Annotated in this window: 24 protein-coding genes and 1 pseudogene; 8 read left to right on the top strand and 17 right to left on the bottom strand. The window is 60.2% G+C overall.

Translation table 11 applies throughout. From position 1 onward, the window contains the following. Positions 1 to 111: 111 nt before the first annotated feature. Entirely contained in the window at positions 112 to 375 is a 264-nt protein-coding gene (locus GGR00_RS24480) for a hypothetical protein (RefSeq protein ID WP_184701789.1), read from the bottom strand. A gap of 226 nt (positions 376 to 601) precedes the next feature. Between GGR00_RS24480 and ku (GGR00_RS24475) the strand changes: the two genes are divergently transcribed. After that, positions 602 to 1,405 carry a non-homologous end joining protein Ku gene (ku, locus tag GGR00_RS24475; protein ID WP_184701787.1) on the top strand — a complete coding sequence of 268 codons (804 nt, stop codon included), beginning with the start codon at positions 602 to 604 and terminating at the stop codon, positions 1,403 to 1,405. Here ku (GGR00_RS24475) and ligD read toward each other — a convergent pair. Continuing rightward, positions 1,402 to 3,954 (bottom strand): DNA ligase D, encoded by a 2,553-nt coding sequence (ligD, locus tag GGR00_RS24470; RefSeq protein WP_184701817.1) that lies wholly within the window; start codon positions 3,952 to 3,954, stop codon positions 1,402 to 1,404. The genes ku (GGR00_RS24475) and ligD overlap by 4 nt on opposite strands. 2 nt (positions 3,955 to 3,956) lie before the next feature. After that, positions 3,957 to 4,808, bottom strand: coding sequence for a non-homologous end joining protein Ku (ku, locus tag GGR00_RS24465; protein WP_184701785.1), 852 nt, complete (start codon positions 4,806 to 4,808; stop codon positions 3,957 to 3,959). A 269-nt stretch (positions 4,809 to 5,077) separates the two neighbouring features. On the opposite strand from ku (GGR00_RS24465), the gene GGR00_RS24460 reads away from it, so the two are divergent. After that, complete coding sequence (locus tag GGR00_RS24460; RefSeq protein WP_184701783.1) at positions 5,078 to 5,428, top strand: hypothetical protein; 351 nt, start codon at positions 5,078 to 5,080, stop codon at positions 5,426 to 5,428. Between the two features lie 249 nt (positions 5,429 to 5,677). Here GGR00_RS24460 and GGR00_RS24455 read toward each other — a convergent pair whose 3' ends face one another. The 5 genes from GGR00_RS24455 to GGR00_RS24435 form a co-directional block, all read right to left on the bottom strand. Continuing rightward, entirely contained in the window at positions 5,678 to 6,001 is a 324-nt protein-coding gene (locus GGR00_RS24455; RefSeq protein ID WP_184701781.1) for a DUF6894 family protein, read from the bottom strand. Between the two features lie 79 nt (positions 6,002 to 6,080). Then, on the bottom strand, positions 6,081 to 6,704 hold the full coding sequence (locus GGR00_RS24450; protein WP_184701779.1) for a general stress protein: 624 nt from the start codon (positions 6,702 to 6,704) through the stop codon (positions 6,081 to 6,083). Positions 6,705 to 6,738: 34 nt separating this feature from the next. After that, on the bottom strand, positions 6,739 to 7,050 hold the full coding sequence (locus tag GGR00_RS24445) for a PepSY domain-containing protein (RefSeq protein WP_184701777.1): 312 nt from the start codon (positions 7,048 to 7,050) through the stop codon (positions 6,739 to 6,741). Positions 7,051 to 7,666: 616 nt separating this feature from the next. Beyond that, a complete protein-coding gene (locus GGR00_RS24440) occupies positions 7,667 to 7,900 on the bottom strand; it encodes a KTSC domain-containing protein (RefSeq protein WP_184701775.1) in 234 nt (77 codons plus the stop codon). A 113-nt stretch (positions 7,901 to 8,013) separates the two neighbouring features. Further along, the gene (locus GGR00_RS24435) at positions 8,014 to 8,928 is read right to left on the bottom strand and encodes a hypothetical protein (protein WP_184701773.1); all 915 of its coding nucleotides are present in this window, start codon (positions 8,926 to 8,928) and stop codon (positions 8,014 to 8,016) included. A gap of 342 nt (positions 8,929 to 9,270) precedes the next feature. Here GGR00_RS24435 and GGR00_RS24430 point away from each other — a divergent pair, with 342 nt between their 5' ends. Next, positions 9,271 to 9,903, top strand: a complete 633-nt coding sequence (locus GGR00_RS24430) for a DUF6766 family protein (RefSeq protein WP_184701771.1) — start codon at positions 9,271 to 9,273, stop codon at positions 9,901 to 9,903. Positions 9,904 to 10,066: 163 nt separating this feature from the next. Here the strand turns inward: GGR00_RS24430 and GGR00_RS24425 are convergent, their stop codons facing one another. Together GGR00_RS24425 and GGR00_RS24420 are read right to left on the bottom strand one after the other, a co-directional pair. Further along, complete coding sequence (locus tag GGR00_RS24425) at positions 10,067 to 10,531, bottom strand: NUDIX hydrolase (protein ID WP_184701769.1); 465 nt, start codon at positions 10,529 to 10,531, stop codon at positions 10,067 to 10,069. A gap of 2 nt (positions 10,532 to 10,533) precedes the next feature. Continuing rightward, a complete protein-coding gene (locus tag GGR00_RS24420) occupies positions 10,534 to 10,770 on the bottom strand; it encodes a hypothetical protein (protein ID WP_184701767.1) in 237 nt (78 codons plus the stop codon). Positions 10,771 to 11,229: 459 nt separating this feature from the next. Here GGR00_RS24420 and GGR00_RS24415 point away from each other — a divergent pair, with 459 nt between their 5' ends. After that, positions 11,230 to 11,568, top strand: a complete 339-nt coding sequence (locus tag GGR00_RS24415) for a PRC-barrel domain-containing protein (RefSeq protein WP_184701765.1) — start codon at positions 11,230 to 11,232, stop codon at positions 11,566 to 11,568. Positions 11,569 to 11,860: 292 nt separating this feature from the next. On the opposite strand, the gene GGR00_RS24410 is transcribed toward GGR00_RS24415, so the two are convergent. The 6 genes from GGR00_RS24410 to GGR00_RS24390 all read right to left on the bottom strand — a co-directional run bounded on the left by GGR00_RS24410 (position 11,861) and on the right by GGR00_RS24390 (position 17,276). Next, positions 11,861 to 12,256 (bottom strand): DUF427 domain-containing protein, encoded by a 396-nt coding sequence (locus GGR00_RS24410; protein ID WP_246441615.1) that lies wholly within the window; start codon positions 12,254 to 12,256, stop codon positions 11,861 to 11,863. A 10-nt stretch (positions 12,257 to 12,266) separates the two neighbouring features. Beyond that, positions 12,267 to 12,584, bottom strand: coding sequence for a hypothetical protein (locus GGR00_RS24405; protein WP_184701763.1), 318 nt, complete (start codon positions 12,582 to 12,584; stop codon positions 12,267 to 12,269). Between the two features lie 254 nt (positions 12,585 to 12,838). Continuing rightward, the gene (locus GGR00_RS28545) at positions 12,839 to 12,970 is read right to left on the bottom strand and encodes a hypothetical protein (protein WP_281389301.1); all 132 of its coding nucleotides are present in this window, start codon (positions 12,968 to 12,970) and stop codon (positions 12,839 to 12,841) included. Positions 12,971 to 13,858: 888 nt separating this feature from the next. Next, positions 13,859 to 15,937: an ATP-dependent helicase gene (locus tag GGR00_RS24400; RefSeq protein ID WP_184701813.1), complete on the bottom strand. Its 2,079-nt coding sequence runs from the start codon at positions 15,935 to 15,937 to the stop codon at positions 13,859 to 13,861. A 101-nt stretch (positions 15,938 to 16,038) separates the two neighbouring features. Continuing rightward, positions 16,039 to 16,488, bottom strand: coding sequence for a Ros/MucR family transcriptional regulator (locus tag GGR00_RS24395; protein ID WP_184701760.1), 450 nt, complete (start codon positions 16,486 to 16,488; stop codon positions 16,039 to 16,041). 563 nt (positions 16,489 to 17,051) lie between these two features. Then, the gene (locus GGR00_RS24390; protein ID WP_184701758.1) at positions 17,052 to 17,276 is read right to left on the bottom strand and encodes a hypothetical protein; all 225 of its coding nucleotides are present in this window, start codon (positions 17,274 to 17,276) and stop codon (positions 17,052 to 17,054) included. A gap of 297 nt (positions 17,277 to 17,573) precedes the next feature. On the opposite strand from GGR00_RS24390, the gene GGR00_RS24385 reads away from it, so the two are divergent. Next, on the top strand, positions 17,574 to 17,762 hold the full coding sequence (locus GGR00_RS24385) for a hypothetical protein (protein ID WP_184701757.1): 189 nt from the start codon (positions 17,574 to 17,576) through the stop codon (positions 17,760 to 17,762). Between the two features lie 26 nt (positions 17,763 to 17,788). Then, complete coding sequence (locus GGR00_RS24380) at positions 17,789 to 18,007, top strand: hypothetical protein (protein ID WP_184701755.1); 219 nt, start codon at positions 17,789 to 17,791, stop codon at positions 18,005 to 18,007. A gap of 205 nt (positions 18,008 to 18,212) precedes the next feature. Here the strand turns inward: GGR00_RS24380 and GGR00_RS24375 are convergent. After that, positions 18,213 to 18,557 (bottom strand): annotated as a pseudogene (locus GGR00_RS24375) (aldehyde dehydrogenase family protein); the annotation flags it as partial. A 64-nt stretch (positions 18,558 to 18,621) separates the two neighbouring features. Between GGR00_RS24375 and GGR00_RS24370 the strand changes: the two are divergent. After that, complete coding sequence (locus GGR00_RS24370) at positions 18,622 to 18,972, top strand: hypothetical protein (RefSeq protein WP_184701753.1); 351 nt, start codon at positions 18,622 to 18,624, stop codon at positions 18,970 to 18,972. Between the two features lie 790 nt (positions 18,973 to 19,762). Further along, positions 19,763 to 20,251 carry a YcbK family protein gene (locus tag GGR00_RS28690; RefSeq protein ID WP_184701751.1) on the top strand — a complete coding sequence of 163 codons (489 nt, stop codon included), beginning with the start codon at positions 19,763 to 19,765 and terminating at the stop codon, positions 20,249 to 20,251. Positions 20,252 to 20,281: the final 30 nt, after the last annotated feature.

The raw sequence follows: 20,281 nt of genomic DNA, 5'->3' as shown, positions 1-20,281 counted from the left end.
GCACAAGGCCTCGGAGGGACGATTGCCTGCGGCCTCGACGCTCCCGACCCTTGCTGAAAAGCATGACAAAGCGGTCCTTTTGCAGACCGACGGCTCGGTGAGCTGCGCGACCTAGACACGGTCGACGAATTTGTTGAAACGGCTAATGCCTTCGTCGGTCTTGTCTTGATAGAGAAAAGCAAGCTTTTCCTTGTCGAATATCTCGAAGAACTGCTCCCAGGAAATTTCCTCCAAGCCGGGCTCTGCCTCACCGAAATCAAGACGCAGTATGCCGCCACCCTTTGGGGCGTCTTTTATGCACGATGGTTTTCCGCCGCGTTGTTCCGCCCATCGGCGGATCATGTCGGGGTCAATGGTCGTCTGCGCGGAACTCATGATGGCCTCCCTCTGTCATCGGCGACAGCTTTCAGAAGGACAACTTCGGCAGCTGTGACGAGTTCCATCCCAGCAGTGCTTTTCCCAGTAGGGCTCGACCCGGCGTCGGCGTTCCGCCCCTTGCCTGGTGATTTGTTGGGAAGCATGCCGCGGCCCGCAGCTGCCGGAACGCAAGCCCGCATTCGACGTTACTCGACATCTGGCACTCGACACGCGGGACGACACGATGGCACAGCGCGCATTCTGGAAGGGCTACATGAAACTGTCGCTGGTGACTTGCCCGGTCGCCATGACGCCCGCGACCAGCGAGTCCGAGAAGGTTCGCTTTCACACCCTCAACGAAAAGACTGGAAATCGGGTCGTCAGCCACTATGTCGATGCGGTCACCAGCAAGCCTGTAAACGAGGACGACGAGGTCAAGGGCTACCCCAAGGGCGAGGAGGATTATGTTTTCCTCGAAGATGAGGAGCTTGAAGCCGTGGGCCTCGAAAGCACCCGGACCATCGATATCGAGATGTTCGTTTCCTCCGACAGCATCGGTTGGATCTGGCTGGACAAACCGCATTACTTGGTGCCTGACGACAGCGTCGGCGAGGAAGCCTTCTCGGTGATCCGCGATGCCATGGCGGCGGCCGGCATGGTGGGCATTTCGCGGCTCGTTCTCTACCGGCGCGAGCGCGCCGTGATGCTCGAGCCGCGCGACAAGGGCATCGTGTTGTGGACGTTGCGCTATGGCGACGAAGTCAGGGACGCGGGCGACTATTTTGCCGAGATCGATGCCCGCAAGCTCGATCCGGATCTGGTGACCCTGGTGGGGCGCCTCATCGATAGCCGGACCCAGCCCTGGGACCCTGACATGGTTCGGGATCCGGTTCAGGAAAAGCTGCTCGACATCATCGCGTCCAAGAAGAAGGGACGCCGTCGACCTGCCAAGGAAAAGACCGATGCGGCCCCTTCCTCGAGCAATGTCGTCAGCATCCTGGACGCGCTGAAACGCAGCATCAAGGCAGAAGGCCGCGCCAAAAACTAGCTAGCCTTTCCGCGTTTTGCGGCAAGCGGGACGGCGGCAGCACGAAAATCCTCCCAAGGGTCGCTGGCCAGGGCTTCGAGGCGCCTCGGCATATTTTCGACGGTGAAGTGGGCGGGCCCCACTTCCGCGCCGAGCTCATCCCATGACAGTGGCGCAGAAACCGAAGCCCCCGGGCGGGCCCGGGTCGAATAGCAGGCCACGGCGGTCGCGCCGCGCTGGTTGCGCAGATAGTCGACTAGGATCTTGCCGTGGCGCTTCGACTTGCTGATCGTCGAGACATAGCGATCCGGATCGTCCGACGCCATTGCGTCGGCGATCGCCTTGGTGAAGGCCTTGACCTCAGGCCAGCCGACCTTCGGCTTGAGTGGCGCCACGACGTGGAGGCCCTTGCCGCCCGAGGTTTTCAGGAAGGCGGCAAGCCCCTTGTCGACCAGCCGCTGTCGAACCTCCTGCGCCGCCTCGGTGACGGCCTGCCAGGAGACTCCGTCTCCCGGATCGAGATCCATGACGATGATGTCGGGATGTTCCCAATCCGCTGCCGTCGAGCCCCACGGATGGATTTCCAGCGCCGCCGACTGGACCAGGCCGAGCATGCCGTCGAGGTCGTTAATGCTGATCAGCGGTGCGCCGCCGGCATCCTTGGGGTCCTTTATCAGCACGATGTTTTGGTTCAGGCCTTTCCAGGCATGTTTCTGGAAGAACTTCTCGCCGTCAATGCCGTTCGGGCAGCGCAGCAGGGCCAGTGGCCGGCCCACGACCATTGGCGCCATATGACGCCAGACGTCGCTGTAGTAGTCCGCCAGCCCCTCCTTGGTCACGCCCTCCTCGGGCCAGTAGAGGCGGTCGGGGTGGGTGAGCTTGACTGTCCGACGTTGAGGCGGCGGCGCTTTCGCGACCGGTTGCGCTTCGCGGACGATTTCCGTGGCCGGCTTGTCTTCCCGCAAGGCGCGAAACGAGGCGTGGCGCAGGTGACCATCCGCGGTCCACGCCCTGAACTCTACTTCCGCCACCAACTCGGGCCGGACAAAGCGGGCCAGTCGCCTTTCGTCGGCCGACAGGCGACTGGCAAATGGGCTGGTCGCGATCGCCATGCGGTCGAGCCTGCCGAAGAGCTGCCGTGCCACAGCTTCGGTGAATCCGGTCCCGACACGGCCGACATGGTGAAGCTCTTTGCCGTCGAACACGCCGAGGATGAGCGAACCGATTGCGTTGCGCGAAACGCTTGAAGGGACAAATCCGGCGACGACGAACTCCTGGCGGGCGGAGCATTTCGACTTGATCCAAGACTTGCCGCGGCCGCTACGATAGGGGCCGTCGCGCAGCTTCGACACCACGCCCTCGAGGCTCAGGCGGCAGGCGTGCCGCAGCACCAGACTGCCCCGTTCCTCAAAATGACCGCTGTAGCGGACCATGCCGTCGCCCTCGGGGACGAACTGCTGCAGCATGGCCTTGCGCTCCACCAGGGGTGTCTGGGTGACGTCGTATCCGTCGAGATAGAGCAGGTCGAATGCATAAAAGACGAAGCGGTCCATCCGGCCCGCGCTGAGGTCGGCCTGCAGGGCGGAAAAATCCGACGCACCGGTGCCCGTCTCCACGACCAGCTCGCCGTCGATCAGTGCCGAGGCGGCGGGAAGGGCGGCAAGCGCGCCTGTTATAGCCTTGCCGAACTTGCCCGTCCAATCCAGTCCGCTGCGCGTCAACAGGACAACATCACCATCCTGCAGTCTCGCCTGCAGGCGGTAACCGTCGAACTTGATTTCGTGAATCCAGCGCTCGCCCGCGGGCGGCGAGGCCGCAAGGCTCGCCAGAGCCGGCTCGATGAAGTCAGGAAGGGCTGCCTTTCTGGCCTTGGTCATGTCGGCGGCGGCGCTGGCCGGCGAGCCCCCTGTCGGCCTGGCGGCCGGTGTCTTGCCGGCCTTGCCGGGTGTTGTCTTGTCGGGCGACTTGCCGGCGCTGATGCGCCCGCTCTTCGACGACCAGCCGGGAGCTTCGCCCGCGACCTCAGGGATGTCCCGGCCCGTCTTCACCGACAGCGGTTGCTCGTCGAGCACATCAGCACCGTCGTTCCGGGCAAATTCGTCGTCGCCCTTGATCAGCAGCCAGTTTTCCCGTTTCTCCCGTGGTTTTCCGCGCATGCGCACGAGATGCCAGCGGCCGTGGAGCTTCTCGCCATCGAGTTCGAAATCGAGTTGCCCTTTGGCGTAGCCCTTCGCGCCGTCGCCGATCGGGCTCCAGGTGCCGCGGTCCCAGACGATCACGGTGCCGCCCCCATATTCGCCTTTCGGTATCGTTCCTTCGAAATCGCCATAATCGAGCGGATGGTCCTCGACATGCACGGCCAGCCGCTTGTCACCGGGCGACAGGCTGGGGCCCTTGGTGACCGCCCAGCTTTTCAGCACCCCATCCATCTCCAGACGGAAGTCGTAATGCAGGCGTGTCGCATCATGCTTCTGGACAACGAAGCTGTTGCCTGTGCGGTGGCCCTGTCGCCCTTTCGGCTCGGGGGTGGTGTCGAAATTCCGCTTTTTTCGGTAGGCCTCGAGCGCCATGATCATCCAGCCTTGCGCTGCGCTGACTGAGTCTTGCCCTGCTTGCGCGGCGCACGTGCCTTTTTCCGCGAGGTTTTGCCGGCAACGCCCGCGCTCTGGCGCAACGCCGCCATCAGATCAATCACCTTCTCGGGTTTCGGCTGTTTCGGAGCGGTGATCTTCTTCCCGTCCAGCTTTGCCTTGACGAGTTCCGCCAGTGCCGCCTCGTAGCGGTCGTCGAATTTCGCCGCGTCGAACTTGCCCTTCTTGGTCTTGATGATGTGCTCGGCGAGTTCCAGCATTTCCCCTTCGATCTTCATCGAAGGCACGTCGCCGAAGGCTTCTTTCGCCGAGCGCACTTCATAGTCGAAGTTGAGCGTGGTCGCGACCAGACCGTCGTCATAGGCGCGGATGAGCAGGGCGCGCACGCGCCGGAACAGGACGGTCTGGGCGATGGCGACCACCTGTTTCTGCCGCATACCTTCTCGGATGAGCATGAAAGCCTCCTCTGCGCTGTCGCCTGAAGGGGCAAGATAATAGGGACGATCGAAATAGACATCGTCGACATCGGCGCAGGCGATGAAGGCGGTGATCGATAGCGTCTTGTCGCTGTCCGGCACGGCCGAGGCCACTTCGTCTGGGGAAAGCACGACATAGTCGTCCTTGCCCACGTCGTAACCTTTGACCTGCTGCTCCCTGTCGACGGCCTTGCCTGTTTCGCTGTCGACGAATTCGCGCCGGACGCGATGGCCCGTCGCGCGGTTGATAGTGTGGAAGGCAATGCGCTCCGACGTCGAGGCAGCGGTGTAGAGCGCAACCGGGCAACTCAGTTCCCCGACCTTCAGCACCCCCTTCCAGTTTGCTCGCGGTGCCAAAATCGATCCTTTCGCGTGACGGGAATGACGGGCAGCTGGCGAAATCTCCGAACGCGAGCGAGTAGGTTTTCCACCGACTTCGCAGGATCGTTCAACCGCTAGCGGGCCCCGTCTCTTTCTGCATGACAGTCTTAGAAAAGCGCTGGGCGGATCAAAAGGTTCCGTCGCCCGGCAGCGACCGTTGCCGATGCGCTTCGGACGCCAAAACGGGCAAGGAACGGAGTAGCCTGCTCTGCGTTGTCGAGGTCAATCAACAAGGGATCACGACCATGCAGATTTTGAAGACGGACATCACCAAGCGCTTTGAAACCGGCTCAGCCTATTTTTACAAGGTCTCTTTTATGGGCGAGGGTGGTCAGTCCATCGTGGTCGACTATGCAGCAGACGAGCTTATTGAAAGCGACGACCTCGTCGAAGAGCAGGCCCTGCGCGTGATGGCAGAAACGGCCGGAATCTCACTGGAAAGTGCCCCACTCGAGCTTGGGCCTGAGGTTGCAGTCGGACCGAGCATCGATGACGACAATCCGTACCAAGAAAGCGACCAGGCGCTGCCTGAAGATATTGAAGAGCGGGCAATCTCACAGAGTCCCACACGAGAGGGCGGCCGTTTCCACGAGTGAACGACGCAGGTCCACAAATGGCGTGATTGCAACGACTCGGATCGCCTTATGCGTCACAAGACGGGGGTTTAGAACAGACCCGAACTTACTCCGCAGTGCTGCTGCGGAGGCTGACCAGCAGGCGACCCTAGATCACTTCATCAGAAGCTCAGCTATTGGGTACACCTACTGCAAGGCTCGCGAGAGGTTGGCGACGCCGCCGCATAGGTCCGTGGCATTGTTGCATTGTTGGCGCCTAGCCTGATCTCTTTACCGAGGAATAAGCGCAGAGGGCGGTTCGTCGTCTTCTGTGTCCGTGAATACCGAGCCAAAATCCACGGTCGCTATTAAATAGCCTGCCTCGTCATAGATCCGCGTCGCCAGCTTGCTGGGGTCGTGCCTCTTAGAGACGTGATCCAATACGGCTTCGGCCATTGCCTGTCGCGCCTGAGCCTTGGCGGCATCTTCGTCCGCTAATTCGAGGACAACGGGTGCGGCGTCTGTCTCCTGAAGAAACTCAAATCGATATTTAGGCATATCGCTTCCCCGCTTGTCCAAAATAAGCGTGATTGTGCCAATAAGTTCCGCGCTCAAGCTTCGGCTAGCGTCGCGACAAGCAGCTTTGAAGCAAGCCCGCCAGATTTTGGGCCTGGCGGGCCTGCGAATCTCCGACTCAGACGGCCGGCGGAACTCGGGCCGCATAGCGGCGACGCTCTTCCTCGACCTGCTCAGGAGAGAAAGGATCCGCCGTCTCGTCGAAACTGTCCCATCCACCTTCTGCATAGGAGGCGCGGCGCTGGTTGATGTCGACCCAGTTGGAATTCTGCAAGATGGACCTGGCCAAATTCTCCTGGTCGCCGTCCGACACCCGCGCCGTCACCAGTGTTCCACCCCGGCGCACGCCTTCGGCATACACATGGGCATCTTCGGAACTCACGCCGGAATCTGTTAGCGCCCCGATGATCCCACCGGCCGCTCCGCCCGCAAGCGCCCCAGCTGCAGCACCGGCAGCGGTGGCAGCCAGCCAACCGGCAGCCACCACCGGACCCACGCCGGGAATGGCCATCACACCGAGGCCTGTGAGCAAGCCGCCAGTGCCGCCTACCAAGGCGCCGATGCCCGCTCCTGCGCCTGCGGCTTCACCGGCATCGACGTCGCCCGTGGAGCGGTCATAGGAGCCGTCTGCATTGCTCGCCACGATGCTGATGTCATCGTGATCGATGCCAGCACGAGCCAGTTCACCCACCGCGGTCTTCGCGTCGGAATAGGTGTCAAAAAGTCCTGTCACGGTTGCCATTTAGGCCTCCTGAAAAGTTTGAGGGGGGATGGGTTTATCGGGCGACGACATTGCCCTGATAGTCGAGCGAAACGACCACCTCCTTGCCGTCTTTCGTGGCCTTGCCTTCCCAGACGCCGCTCTCTGCTTTGACCAGCACGCCGACATTGGTGAACCCTGCCGCCTCGATACGTTCTTTCGCCTGGGCTTTGGTGAAGCTGTTCGCGCCGGCGACCGGTGCGGTGGGATTTGTGGTGTTAGGGCTGGCGATTGCCGGTGTCTCGCCATCCGTCGACGGTTGGGTCTGCGCGTGGGCATAGAGCGCCGTGGCGGCAAGAAATGCCGCGCTAAGTATCAGCTTTTGCATTATTTTTTCTCCTTGGGCTTTGCCAGGAGAAGAACCCTTTGGAGGGCGATAGGTTCCAACGACTGTGCGATATGCACGCGAGAATTCGTATCGCGGTCGATCGATCATCCCGTTCGAATATTCAGGGGAACGATAGTGTCACTATTGCATTTAGCTCCCGGAGCGCTTGCCATCGCCGAACGGCTTAGCGCTTCAACTAGGGGCCTGCCGCGAATCCCTCCCGGCAGGCCTTTTAACAGAGCAAGCCGAGTTGCTTTTGAGGTAAGAAACACGCCTCGACCAAGGCGCAAATTGCTCCCAAAAGCTGGCAGATGCCGCTCTAACAGCTCTGCTAGCGTCTAGAGCTCACCCCTCTGCGATTTGACTGAGCAAGTCGAGCTGGTAACCGTGAGTCGCAGCTCATGGAGGCTTCGTCACAAGGACACCTCTGGTGACCCAGGGAAGCGACGGGATTTACGTATTCGAGTATCGCGACAGTGATGAATCTCGGCTGGTTCCGTCTTCAAAGATGCCGAGCTTGAATGCCGGCTCGTGAGCACGTTTCAGTGCGCAGACTCTTCGCTGACCCTAGCTAAAATACGGGATACATCCCTAATTGGTTCATCCGTCCACTGGCCTATCTTGCCGCTCCCCTATCTTGCCGCTCGCTTGTCGCGCACCGATGGTAGCGGAAGCGATCGCGGATGTGGGCATTGAAAAAGCGTCCTTTCGAAAAGGCCCTTCGAAATGCGGCGTAAGTCTCCGGCGGTACCGCCTCATAGTTGTAGCGCTTGCCGCTTGCTACGAACCAAACGGAGAGAACCCTGGTTTCCGGATCGTAGGCGGTTTCACGAATAGAAGTCGAAGGCATTTCGCTCAGTCCTTAGCATGGCGCAAAACACTCCTGCTCAGGTCAAGAACCGAGGCCCACGACTGATCGCAATGCCTGCTGAACGGTCCCAGCAGGCATTGGCGAACTTAGCATCATCGCGACCGGAAGCGGACCTCGTCGTCGTCGCGTTGCCAGCCGCCCAGGGCGCCTGCGGCACTTGCAATAAACGCACCGATGGCGAGAGAAAGGGCGCTCACCAGCGCAAAAGTGGCGCTCGCCTTGCGCGCAGCGTCGGCCGCTTGCTGCGCGGTGACCTTGGCTTCGTTGACGCGGGTCAACACCCTATCGACGCGCGCCCGGGCATCGGCCTCGGACAGGCCGGTGCGAACGGCGACCAATTGCGCCAGATAGGTACGATCTTCGGGCGAGACCTCATCGGTGGCGGCACTTGCCAAAAGGATGCGAGACGCTTGCAGGGCCGCCTGGTCGGAATCGACCGGCCCGGCAGCGCCGGCCGCGGCAGGATCCGATGGCCGGAACAGGGTGTCGACGAAATAGGAGGTCGCCGTGTCAACCGATTGCGGGCCCGCATTGGCGGTGGCGGCCGCAGCAGCACCCGATGCGACATTCGACGCTGCCTGAACGCCGCCGCCGACCACAGCCGACAGTACCGACCCAAGGACACCGGCGACCAGCAGCGTGGCAAGAGCCCAGGCAAGAAAGCCGTGCGCCGTATCCCTGAAGAACGTCTCGTCGGTGTGGATGCCGACCCATTTTGTGCGCAGGCGGCCGGTCAGGTAGCCGCCGACGGCGGCCGACAGCCACTGCACGATGACCAGCCAGACAGCAGTCGAGGCCGCCAGCGTGGTGATGGTGACACCCTCCGTTGACCAGGGCGAAACCATCGTCAATCCGAGCCCGGAGCCGAGCAGCATCAAGACCAGCGTGATGCCCGCCGCGGCGGCGGCCCCGGCCAGGATCGGGCCCCAACTGATGGCGGAGGCGGTGGATTCGGGCGAAGCGGCGAATTCTTGCGAGACCAGCGTCTCATCGGGAGCCAGGGTCATGTCGTTCCTCCTAGCGGGCGAAAAGAAGGATCAAGATGATAATCGGGATCGGAATCCCGAGCAGCCAAAGAAGAATACCGCGTCCCATTTACGTCTCCTGTCAGTGCTGGAATGTCAGGCACCATCAACGGCACCCGGCTTCGGTGGATGGAAAGTTCAAAGAAAAAGGTGCCCGGGCGCAAAAGGTTCCTCGGAGAGACGACTTTCTCCAGGCCGGCTTTTCGGGCTCGGCATCACCGGCGCGCTGCACGAAGGGGCCCGGCTCAAACTGCTACGCCTAGGCGTCTGCGAACCATATCCCCGTCTGGCCGTTGAAGGGTCATTCGACAAATGGAGAATGCAATGAAACGCTGGCTCAGGGATAACGGGCTCACCCTCACGTTGATGCTTGTTTTTCTGGTGACGATCTTGGGAATGGCGGTCGCGGGCTTCGCGCATGAGAGCCGCCAGCTGGCGCTCCACAGCGAACCGCCGCTGACTTTTTTGGCATATCTCGGTTCGGGTTCGTTTCTGTCAGCGGTTTTCGAGAATTGGGAGAGCGAGTTTCTACAGATGAGCGCCTATGTGATGCTAACCGCGTTTCTGTTCCAGCGCGGGTCGGCGGAATCCCTCGATCCCGACGATCCACACAGGCAAGGGGACGCTCCGCCATCCAAGCTGCATGGCACTATCAGAAGGTGGCTCTATTCCTACGGGTTGGGTCTGAGCCTTGCCGTCTTGTTCGTGCTTTCGTTCACTATTCATTGGTTGGCAAGTGCGGTTGCCGCCAATGAGGAGGCGGCACGGCACGGTGGCGATATCAAGTCCGTCTTCAGCTATCTGCTCGATCCGCAGCTCTGGTTCGAATCCTTCCAGAACTGGCAGTCAGAATTCCTCTCCACGGCGATGCTGGTCGTGCTGTCCATCTTCCTCCGCTTCAAAGGTTCGCCCGAATCGAAGCCTGTCTCCGCCCCTCATGGTCAGACGGGAGCCTGATGCCGCCTCACAAGTCCGGGATCACAGCGAGGATTGAGCTGCTGGCGCAAAGACTACACTGGAGGCGTTGCCGCGCTGTGACCGCCGGTATTCGCGATGCCGGCAGCTGGGCTGCGTGAGGACACGCGGTGCGCATGGTCGGGCCTAGAGCGGCTGGCTTCAGTTAACGCGGGGCGATCAGCTCCGGCATCCGTCTGACAAGGCTAGCCAGCGGCGGCTCGTCGACAAGGGTCGCCGCATCCTCCGGGCACAGCCATTGGCGACCGCGCTCGCCTTCTTCTTTCCAGCTGTCGAGCACCGTCTCGACCGCCATCGGAAAGACGCGAACGATGACGGGGACAAAGCCGACCGACAGCCGCTTCCAGTAGCGAAAGGATCCGATCGGAACCCTTGCCATCTGCCCGACCACGCCGGCTTCTTGTCTCGCTTCGCACGCTGCCGCAGCCGCCGAGGTCTTTCTTTTCATCGGCCAGCCCTTCGGTACGACGAAGCGCCGGGTTCCGCGCGAGGTGATGAGCATCACGCGCATCGACCCATCCGCAGCCAGGCGATAAGGCAGCGCCGCAACCTGGCTTGCGGGATCGCCCTTGATGGCTGACCGAATGGCACGCTTTTTCCGTTTGTTCATGATCACAGGCTCGCCGCGCCCTTGCGGATGCGCCTGGCCCCCAATTGCTCGAGCGCCAAGCGAACGAGGCGCAGTTCCGCCTGCCAGCCATCGTCGGAATTCATGGCGCTTTCGGAAGCCGCCCGCTGTAAGGCGCGCGCGTCCTCTTCGAGATGGCGGAGGCGCTGTATCTTGATCTCGCGGGATGCCAGCGGGTCGTTGAGAATTTTCCGCACCAGTTCTTCGCAAGGCGTATTCATGACGATACCTCGAATGTCCATCCTATTGCAGGCAGTGGCCGACACGCTTGCTCGTTGGCATGCGAATCCATCGGATCAATAGCCGGCCAGCCAGAAAAAGCCGCTTGCGGTGCCGAAGGCCACGGCAAGATGAAGCCAGCAACTCCAGCACAGCGGTTCGTTGTCGGTTAGAAGCCGTACGGCAAGATGGTCGAGGCGAGCACGTCGGAGATCACCACCTAGTAGACCATTTCCTCTGCGGACATATCGCATCTGCGACGACCTTCGTGAACCACCCTCGGAGAGCAACTCCGCATTGGGCATTGGGTTCCGGAGAAAGCCGCCGAAGCCGAATGGGGCTGCCTAAGCCGACGATTTTAGGCCTCCGACGCCGGGCCGGTCGGGATCGATCAAAAAGTTCGGAACCAGCCCCGTCGCGACGCGTTGGCCTTTAGATGCCCTGAACCCCAGGAGACCTAAATGAACAATCTCATCGAAAGCGACAAGGTTATTGGAACCGAAGTTTACGGACCCGATGGCGCTCATATCGGAGAGGTTGAACGCTTGATCCTTGAGAAGGTTGACGGCCGTGTGGCGCATGCTGTGCTGAGTTTCGGCGGCTTTCTCGGCATGGCGCAGGACCGTTATCCTTTGCCGTGGAACAAGCTGACCTACAACGAGGACCTTGGCGGGTTTCAGGTTGATATCACCAGAGAGCAAATCGACGGAGCGCCGACCTATAACGGGGACGGATATGATTGGTCGGAGGAGAACAACCGGCGTATTTACGATCATTACGGCGCTCAGCCCTACTGGTAATGCGGCAGGAGAGGGGTAACGACTTCAGCGACCGTTTCGGTCCATGACGGGGCGTGGCACAGGTTTTGCCACGCCTCGTTCCCATGAATCTGGTGGGGTGACGGGATCGGCAGGCGAAGGCAGGCGGGGTCCGCCAAAGCGGGCCGGCTCAGCACACCTAAGCCGAATTTTTGCCACAGCCGGAACCCTTGTTCGTGCCAAGGCCCGTCTCTGCCGCGATCCTTTTAAACCTCCTCGACACGCTCAGCCTTGCGCTTGTCGGTGTGTTTGTTTTGCCGGCCGTTGTCGGTTGCTAGTTGTCGGTCGAGTGAATGCCGTGTCCGGCTGGCACTGCCGAAATCCTTGCGATTTCCGGGTTGAATGCGCCGTGGTTCGCCACAGCGGCTGCCACCGGCTCGGGCGCCAGATAGGCCCACATGAAATCGTCGGCCGCTTCGCCGACGGCAGACACGCTCCAGAACTGCGCCACGCCCCAATCAGGCCGATGAACGGTCTTGTCCATGGCCCGCAGCATCTCAAAATAGATGTCTTCGAACGGAATGTAGAACACGTCAGGCTCGCCTTCGACGCAGACTACCCGCGCCCTAGTCGTGGACGCAATGACGGCACCGGAAAAGGTGACGTTCACGGTTCCATCGAAGGTCCTGATCTTTAGCTCTTCGGTTCCGGCTTGCATGATGGCCTCCAATTGCTGACCCTTACCCGTCGCCGCCTCGCCCGGACCCAGATTCCCTCGGGCAGGCCGTGGTTCCCGTTGACAGGGATTCGTGGGCGCTTCGGTCGGGCCTGGCGGCATCATTGCGAAGATGATCGTGCAGCAGGCTGATTTCGGTCCAGCCGAACTGCTCGCCCGACTGGGTGACGATGCTGGCCGCGTGCATCTGCTGTGACGATGAGGTGGCGACGGCATGGCTGATCGCTTGTGCTAAATGCGAGAAGTATGTGCCGTGATTGAAACGGTCTTCGTAAAACGTCGCCGGTTCATCCAGATTGACCGCTTTTCCATTGATGAGCATCGATAGGAACTCCAATGATCGGGAAAAGCCCGTCACCCGGGTCCCAATGAGAGCGTCGCAAGTCCTGCTGTCGTCCCATTTCGCTGCTTCGAATGGGCGATTGGTCGACCATCTTGTGGCTGACTTGCATTTGGTTGTCGTGCTGTTCCGTAACCGCTGCGGAGCCCGGCGGTTCCGCGCAAGCGATCACTAAATCGGCGGAGGCCGACAGGACGTCGCAAGGTGGTGGCGGCAGCAAATGTTCTTGAGTCGGATCAGTCCGCTATCTGGCTAATGGTGCGGCTTTCGCCACGAGTCTCAAGCAGAGGGTTCGGCAGGCCGAGGATCAGGAAACTCACGACTGCGATCGCCGAAACTGTCAGCACGATATAGAGGCGTGATTGCATCGGAGCTTCCCAACCGAGAACAGAATGGCTATCCAGACCGAGGGCTGTTGCCGGACAACGGAAATGTGGAACGGCGGCTTTATGTCATTTGGGCCTTGGAACCGAACGTCCCGCATCAGCCAAGGGGTATTCACCACGCCGCAGTTCGATGGCCGCGATCGCGAGCGCCCTTCCGGCATTGGCGACTTCTTCCTTCCTGTACGTCGCGATCCTCGGCCAATGCCAGATCGCTCGTGGCATAGGGCTCTGCGCCTTGGCGGCTGGAGGCGCGAGACGCTTGAGGCCAGCCAGTTACGAGCAGCCGCCCGACATTTTCCACGCCTTTTTCATGATTTCGCGCGTTGGAGTGGAATGCCACAGTCTGGCTCAGCCCCCGGCAGAGGGGGCAGGTCGGTTCCTTGGGCGGGCATTCGCGGGTCTCTGGGGCGGCTATCGTCGTCGGCCGTCAGGCCCAATTCCACACCAGGGGCGACTTGTAAGGAACTTGTTTCACCTAGGCGTTTCATAGTCGCCGCACGTTGCGCATCGCGTGCTGCTGCATGGAGCAATAGCTTGAACTTCTCGCCTAGTCCGTCACCAGATCGTCCCAAGGTATCGAGCCCCAACAAACCGTTCATAGCGAAGTACCTCCTAGCGATCGAGGGAGTTGGAGCTAGATCAATGCAACATGTCGTGGTCAGTTCCTTAGGGTGGCCGGCAGGTGACCAGGTCGGTAATGCCGCCCCCGATTTCTGTGCCGTGGCGCAATGTCCCATCACTCCTCAGCCCTGGTATGGTTGGCGAAGGAGAGGCTGCAGTGGAACTGCAACCTTGTTTTCGCCCGGGATTCGGCAGCTATTCGATTAGAAGGAAGTGGACTGCCAGCAAAAAACAGCTCCTCGCGGCGAGCTATTTCCACATTGACCGCATCTTGCCCTTGATGTCGACCGAGCTGCGCGGCCGTGCCGCTTTGTCTTGGCGGAACGACTGACTTGTCCAGGACGTGGCCTTGAAGTGCTCCAGAAGATGCGCTGGGATGAAACGGGTGCGCGAGGCATAGACATGCCTGTCGCCGCGCGCCATCTGACCGGAGGAGAAGAAACGCTGCGGCGTGATCAAATGGAGTGAATCCTTGGCCCGTGTCATCGCGACATAGAGCAGCCGGCGCTCTTCCTCCAGCTCCTTGTGCTCGCCAGCGCTCAGGTCGATCGGCATGCAGCCGTCCACCGCATTGAGAACGAACACTTTGGTCCACTCCTGGCCCTTGGCCGAATGGATCGTGGACAGGATGAGATAGTCCTCGTCAAGATACGGCGGCCCAGCCTCGTCGCTAGTAGCCGATGGCGGATCGAGTGTCAGCTCAGTAAGGAAGCGCTCGCGACTGGGATATGCCGAGGCGATTTGTTCCAGCTGGAGAAGGTCGGCCTTTCGTGTCGTCGCATCCTCATGCTTGCGCTCAAGATGCGGCTCGTACCAGAGCCGCGCCCGCTCCATCTCGGCTGGCCAGCCGGGCCCGCGCCTGAGTTCGCAAAACAGGTCAATGAAGCCGGGCCAGTCGCTTGCTGCCCGGGCCGGCGGCACGAACCTTGCTAGGCCCATCTCCAGGTCGAGCGACTGCTCCATGCTTTCGATCGCGTTTGCCGCCGATGACGGGCCAATGCCGGGCATCAGCTGCATCACTCTGAAGCCGGCGATGCGGTCGCGCGGGTTCTGGGCGAAGCGCAGCACCGCCAGCAAGTCCTTGACATGAGCAGCATCTAGAAACTTCAGTCCGCCGAATTTGACGAAGGGGATGTTGCGCCGGGTGAGTTCGACCTCGAGTGGCCCTGCATGGTGAGCTGCGCGAAACAGCACCGCCTGCTCTTTCAACAGCGTGCCCGCCTCGCGCTCCTTGAGCACCTCGTCGCAGACATAGCTTGCCTGTTCGGCTTCGTCGGGCACGGTCACGATGAGAGGCTTTTCCAGCGACGCACGTTCGGTCCAGAGATTCTTGGTGAAACGCTCCGAGGCCTCGCCGATGACGGCATTGGCGGCGTTGAGGATGGCATCCGTCGAGCGATAGTTCTGGTCGAGCGTGACCACGTCGGCAGGTTCGGCAAACAGGGTGGGGAAGTCGAGGATGTTGCGCACTTCGGCGGCGCGGAACGAATAGATCGACTGGGCGTCGTCGCCCACCACCGTCAGGCCGCGGCCGTCGGGCTTGATCGCAGTCAGGATCGCCGCCTGCAGCCTGTTGGTGTCCTGGTATTCGTCGACAAGGATATGGTCGAAACGCGAAGCAAGATGCGCCGCGATCTCCGGCTCGGCGGCCAGCTGTGACCAGTAGAGCAAAAGGTCGTCGTAATCGACGACGTTCTGGGCTTGCTTGGCCTCGACATAGGCGCCGAACAGGCGCTTGAGCTCGTCGCTCCAGCCGATACACCAGGGAAAGGCACTGCCCAGCACGGCCTCGATCGCATCCTGGGAATTGACGACGCGGGAATAGATCGCAAGGCAGGTCGCCTTGGTGGGAAAGCGGTGCTCCGTCTCGGAGTATTCGAGCTCGTGGCGAACCAGGTTCATCAGATCGGCGGAGTCTTCCCGGTCATGGATGGTGAAGGCGGGCTCAAGCCCGATATCCAGCGCATAGTCCCTGAGCAGCCTGGCGCCGACGGAATGGAACGTGCCGGCCCAGCTCAGTCCTTCCAGCAGGCTCCCCGCGCGCTCCTTCAACACATCGGCGGCGATGCGCTCGACGCGCTTGGTCATCTCTGCGGCGGCGCGGCGGGAGAAGGTCATCAGTAGAATGCGGCGGGGATCGGCGCCGCGGACGATGAGATGGGCAACCCGGTGAGCGAGGGTGTTTGTCTTGCCCGATCCGGCACCGGCAACGATGAGCAGGGGCCTTGCGGAACAACCATCGCCATGCATGACAGCGGCGCGCTGGCCGACGTTCAACCTTGAGAGATAATCGGGCTCCGGTGCCGAATCACGAATGGCGATGTTCATGCGATCATGAAGCATCGTTTCCGTTTCGTTCGCAACGGCCTCGCTTGGTTGGTGTGAAGAAGCCGGCACCCGCTGGCCATCACCGCCGTAAGGTAGCCTTGTTAAGTCTTTGCCTTACCATTTCGTTGTTTGGCAGGCGTCCTCGCCAGGGGTTTGCGCCCGAGGCCCAGTTTCTTGGCCAGTTCAGACCGCTTGGCAGTGTACGCAGGCGCTACCATCGGATAGTCGGTTGGAAGCGACCACTTCATGCGATACTCATCAGGCGTCAGACCAGCACCCGCCAAATGGCGCTTAAGTAGCCGATACTGTTTCCCGTCTTCCAGGCTGATCAGATATTCGGGGGTGACGGTCTTTTTAATCGGAATATGCGGCTTCGGCCGCACTGCAACCTCCTCTGTCGGCGCGCTCAGGCTGCTAATGCTAGTGTAAACTTGGGCAATCAGCTCTGGAAGTTCCGCAGGCGGCACCGGATTGTTAGAAACATAGGCAGCGACCAGATCTGCAGTTAGCTCAACGAACTGGCCGGTCGGCTTCGGCAATGGTTCGGTCATTAGCTTACCCCATGATTTCGCAGAACGTAATCGCTCCTGCCGTTGATATTGCAATAGGCTTGGCGGTTTCGCCATCGTGGCATCTGGCGATCATGCGAAAGTTTCTCAAGTCTATGCAACACGAGTCATCTTTTACCTCGTGTTAGCGGCTTTTAGATCAGTCTGAAGCGCGTTGAAGGAATACAGATCCCCCTGAGCTCCTCCTTCAGCACACCTCCAAGCTGAGCCCGTCGTAGTAATACGGCGGGCTTTTCTATTTGGCCGATGGCACAAAGGCAGATTGTTTCCCTAAAAGCGGAACCTGTGAGCGGTGAAACGGTTGCCGGATAGCTCTGGTGACGAGTCTGCGGCTAGCCGCGCCAATCCCATGTTCCCAACAGGAGCACAACTGGAGATCCTATGCCCGACCAACCTCGTGAACAGCAAAAAATTGCGGACTTGACGATACGACGCTTGATGAAAGAAACCGGTATCACTGAAGATCAAGCTCGGAAGCTTGTTGCGGATCTGGGGCATGAATGGCCGACTCTCGTAAGAGAAGCTCGATTTCTAGCTAAGAAACGCTAATCAACCAATGCAGCGGTGGTGCGGCCCCTGGCTTTGATTGCAGCTGTGATCAAAGCGTTAATCTGTTCCCCAGTCACCTTTGTCCCGGGACACATCTCTTCCAAGGTCATCTGTGCCTGGCTACGCAGCCAGGAATTGTCTTTATCGGGATTTGAGGTGGCCGCTTCGACAATGATGCTTTTCGCGATATCGAATTCGAAAGCTGAGATTGAAAGCGTCATGGCTTCCTCCTCCATGTTGTCTGGGCGGAAGCACCGGTGAACGCTTGCAGCCGACGATGCCCTTGTTAGTTGATCGTATTGCTAGATTCTACAAATATCAACGCATCATGGATTGCAAATAATAAAAGAATATTCCGCTGATATCTATGTAAAAAGACGTACTGCTATGTAAAAAGACGTATCTAGGTTAATGCTATCGATCACGTTTTTCTTTGGGTCGGAACCTTTGATCGGCAAACAGGTTGGTTCGCAGGCGTCGGCAAACCCGCCGGCACTGGAACTTAAAGGACCAATGTCATGGCCAATCAAGGCACCCAAGGCGGCAGCAGCGAGCAGCATCGCAAGGCCGGAGAGCAAAGCCACAAAAACGCCGGTAGGGACGAAAAGCAGAAGTCGAGCGGCACCGGGTCGTCGTCCAGCGGCAAAGGAAAAGAGGACGACAAGCGCGCCGGCGGGAGCGGCAGCGGCGGCGGCAATCGCAAGTAGCCACTTCCATCTCGAAGGAAAACAAGATGACCTCACAGCAAGGACGTGAACCGTTGCAGGACGATCCGGACGAACCGCGGGGGTTTCTCCCCGATGACATGCCGGCCGATGCTCCGTCGCGACCGGAACTGGACGATGACGATATGGATGAGGACGTCGCTCCGGACGAGCCGGAAGGCGACGAAGACGATACTCCCGATCCAGCGTCGGACGATGAAGAAGAAGACAGTCTGCCGCCAGCGTAGCAGAACTCGCTTCTGAAAATGAAAAGACGCCCGCCACGAGGTGGCGGGCGTCTTTTCCAATGCGTGGCGATTGGCTTGTCGTCGGCTAGCGTCCCGGGGTCTCTCAACGCAGCAAGATGTCCCGCGTTCTCTACTTCAGATTGAGGCGTGGCAATGCCCTTTACCAGGCCCGTTGACCTGTTCCAAGCGGCGAGGGAGTTGAAACTTACCAGGGCAATGAGACTGTCTTGACGTTGGTGAAGCTTTTCATGGCTTCGATGACGCCTTCCTTGTAGCCGTTGCCAGAGTCCTTGATGCCGCCGAAGGGCGACATCTCGATGCGGTATCCGGGAACTTCCCAGATGTTCACGGTGCCGACCTGCAGGCCTGCGATGTATTTCTGCATGCGGCGGAAGTCGTTGGTGCAGACGCCTGACGACAGGCCGAAGGCGGTGGAGTTGGAGAGCGCGATCAGCGCGTCGTAGTCGCGCTTTTCGAACAGGGCGGCGGCCTTCTCGTAAACCACGGTGCCGAGGTCGGTCGACCGGGGCGGGCAGCCGCGGCGACAGCGAAGATGTCATTGCTGGCGAGGCGGGGCTAAGGCGTTTGCATAACTGTCGATTGGCAGGGGGGTGATGGCTGAGAAACCGCGAGACATCCGCGTCGGGGATACGATAACGATTGAAGTCACGGTCGACCAACGCCTGGGAAATAGCCGGATGACCATCGGCGCGGATGCCCCGGACATCACCGGTGTAGACCGACGAGCCCGTCACGCAGGCGGCGGGGAGAGGTCTGAGATGAGCGACGAACCTACCGATCTGGCCCGCATCATTGCCATGATCGACAAGCTCAACGAGGCCAAGGCCGAGGCCGCGAACTGGCCGATGCTCAGGTACCTGATCGATTCCGCATTGCACGAGGCAACGCAGGAATTTCAAGCCATTGCCAGGCGGGAACTCGAACGAGCCGGCGGGTTGAACTGAAAGCGGCTTCAGCACCCAAAAAGTCCGCCACCTTCGGAAGGAGAGATTTCGACAACTGAACGATGGTCTCCGGGAGGAGATCTCAATGAGTTGTCATGCCGACCTAGACCCCCAACTCAATAATCGATGAAAAGGCCTCAGAGCTCGCCGGCGCCCGCGCCTCATCAAGCGGGACGCCGACCTCGAGCTTGGTTTTCTACGCCTTTGATAGCTCGAACTGAACGGCTGCGGCGGCAGAACCGCGAGGAACGGCGGGCAATGCTGCAGTTTTTTGTCGGCACCCACAGACGCGAATTCCCGCATGCCGAAACTTGGGTCGCAAGTCAGTTCCGGCGACAAGGCGCTGTCCCGGCTCGGTTGTGCTGCGAGTAAAGGTAAGGCACCTACGGTCAACAGAAGCTTCCGCGGTATCGGAGATCTAAGGACTGGCCTGGAAGCGGAGGTTTGGGACCGCGCGCCGATGCGCCGCAGGAAGAGAGACCTGCGGGGAGGGACGGCAGGCCTCAATCCTCAGAGCGTGGGGCGGGTCGCTCCATCACATGGACGTGCTCGAAGACCTTCGGGCCCGGTCCCGGTCGCCTCTCAGACCAAAGGGCACATGCGGCAACACGCGGGCCCGACAGGGAGTTTGCGTGAGATATGCCAAGCGGATCGAGGGCGGGCCTTCGCGGAAAAGATAGGAGGCGTTCAATCCCTCGCTTGCCACAATTGAGCCCAAATCGATGCAACTAATGAGGGTGCTTCCTGACTTGCGGCATTTGGGAATGGCAACTCAATATGGAGTTTCCCCATGCCTATGTCGGCAACTTCAACCTTTGCTACTGGCATCATGATCTGCGGACTGTCCGTCGCCTCGCTGTACGCAAGCCAGAGCCCTGAGGCTCACCATCCAAGCGGCCTTCAGGGCCTTATCCCCGATTTCGAGAGTAAACTTGAGGTCGCCTACACCAAGCAGAGCAACAATGTCAGAAGCAACTGTTTTCCAGCTCAACTTATTGCTGTGCTGACAAGCTTGCACCGAAGATTTGGAAAGCGGCCTGTGGTGACTTCAGGCTATCGTCCGAGGTCGGGTCGCTCCATGCACGCGAAGTGCAAGGCCGCCGATATCAGGATTATTGGTATCAAACCTGGCCAGATTGCCCGCTACGCTCGGGAGCTGAATGGAATAGGCGGCGTCGGAACCTACTGCAGCACGGGCATTGTCCACGTCGATGTAGGCCCTCGGCGCGACTGGCACCACTGCACGCGAACGAAGAAGGTTGCGTCGTTGTGGCACTGAGGTCTCCTTGGGGTCGCCAGACCCCTGCTA

Origin of the sequence: Aminobacter aganoensis, from assembly GCF_014206975.1 — a bacterium.
GTDB lineage: Bacteria > Pseudomonadota > Alphaproteobacteria > Rhizobiales > Rhizobiaceae > Aminobacter > Aminobacter aganoensis.
Note: the sequence above shows the minus strand (reverse complement) of the source record. Positions and strands in the feature narration are given on the sequence as shown.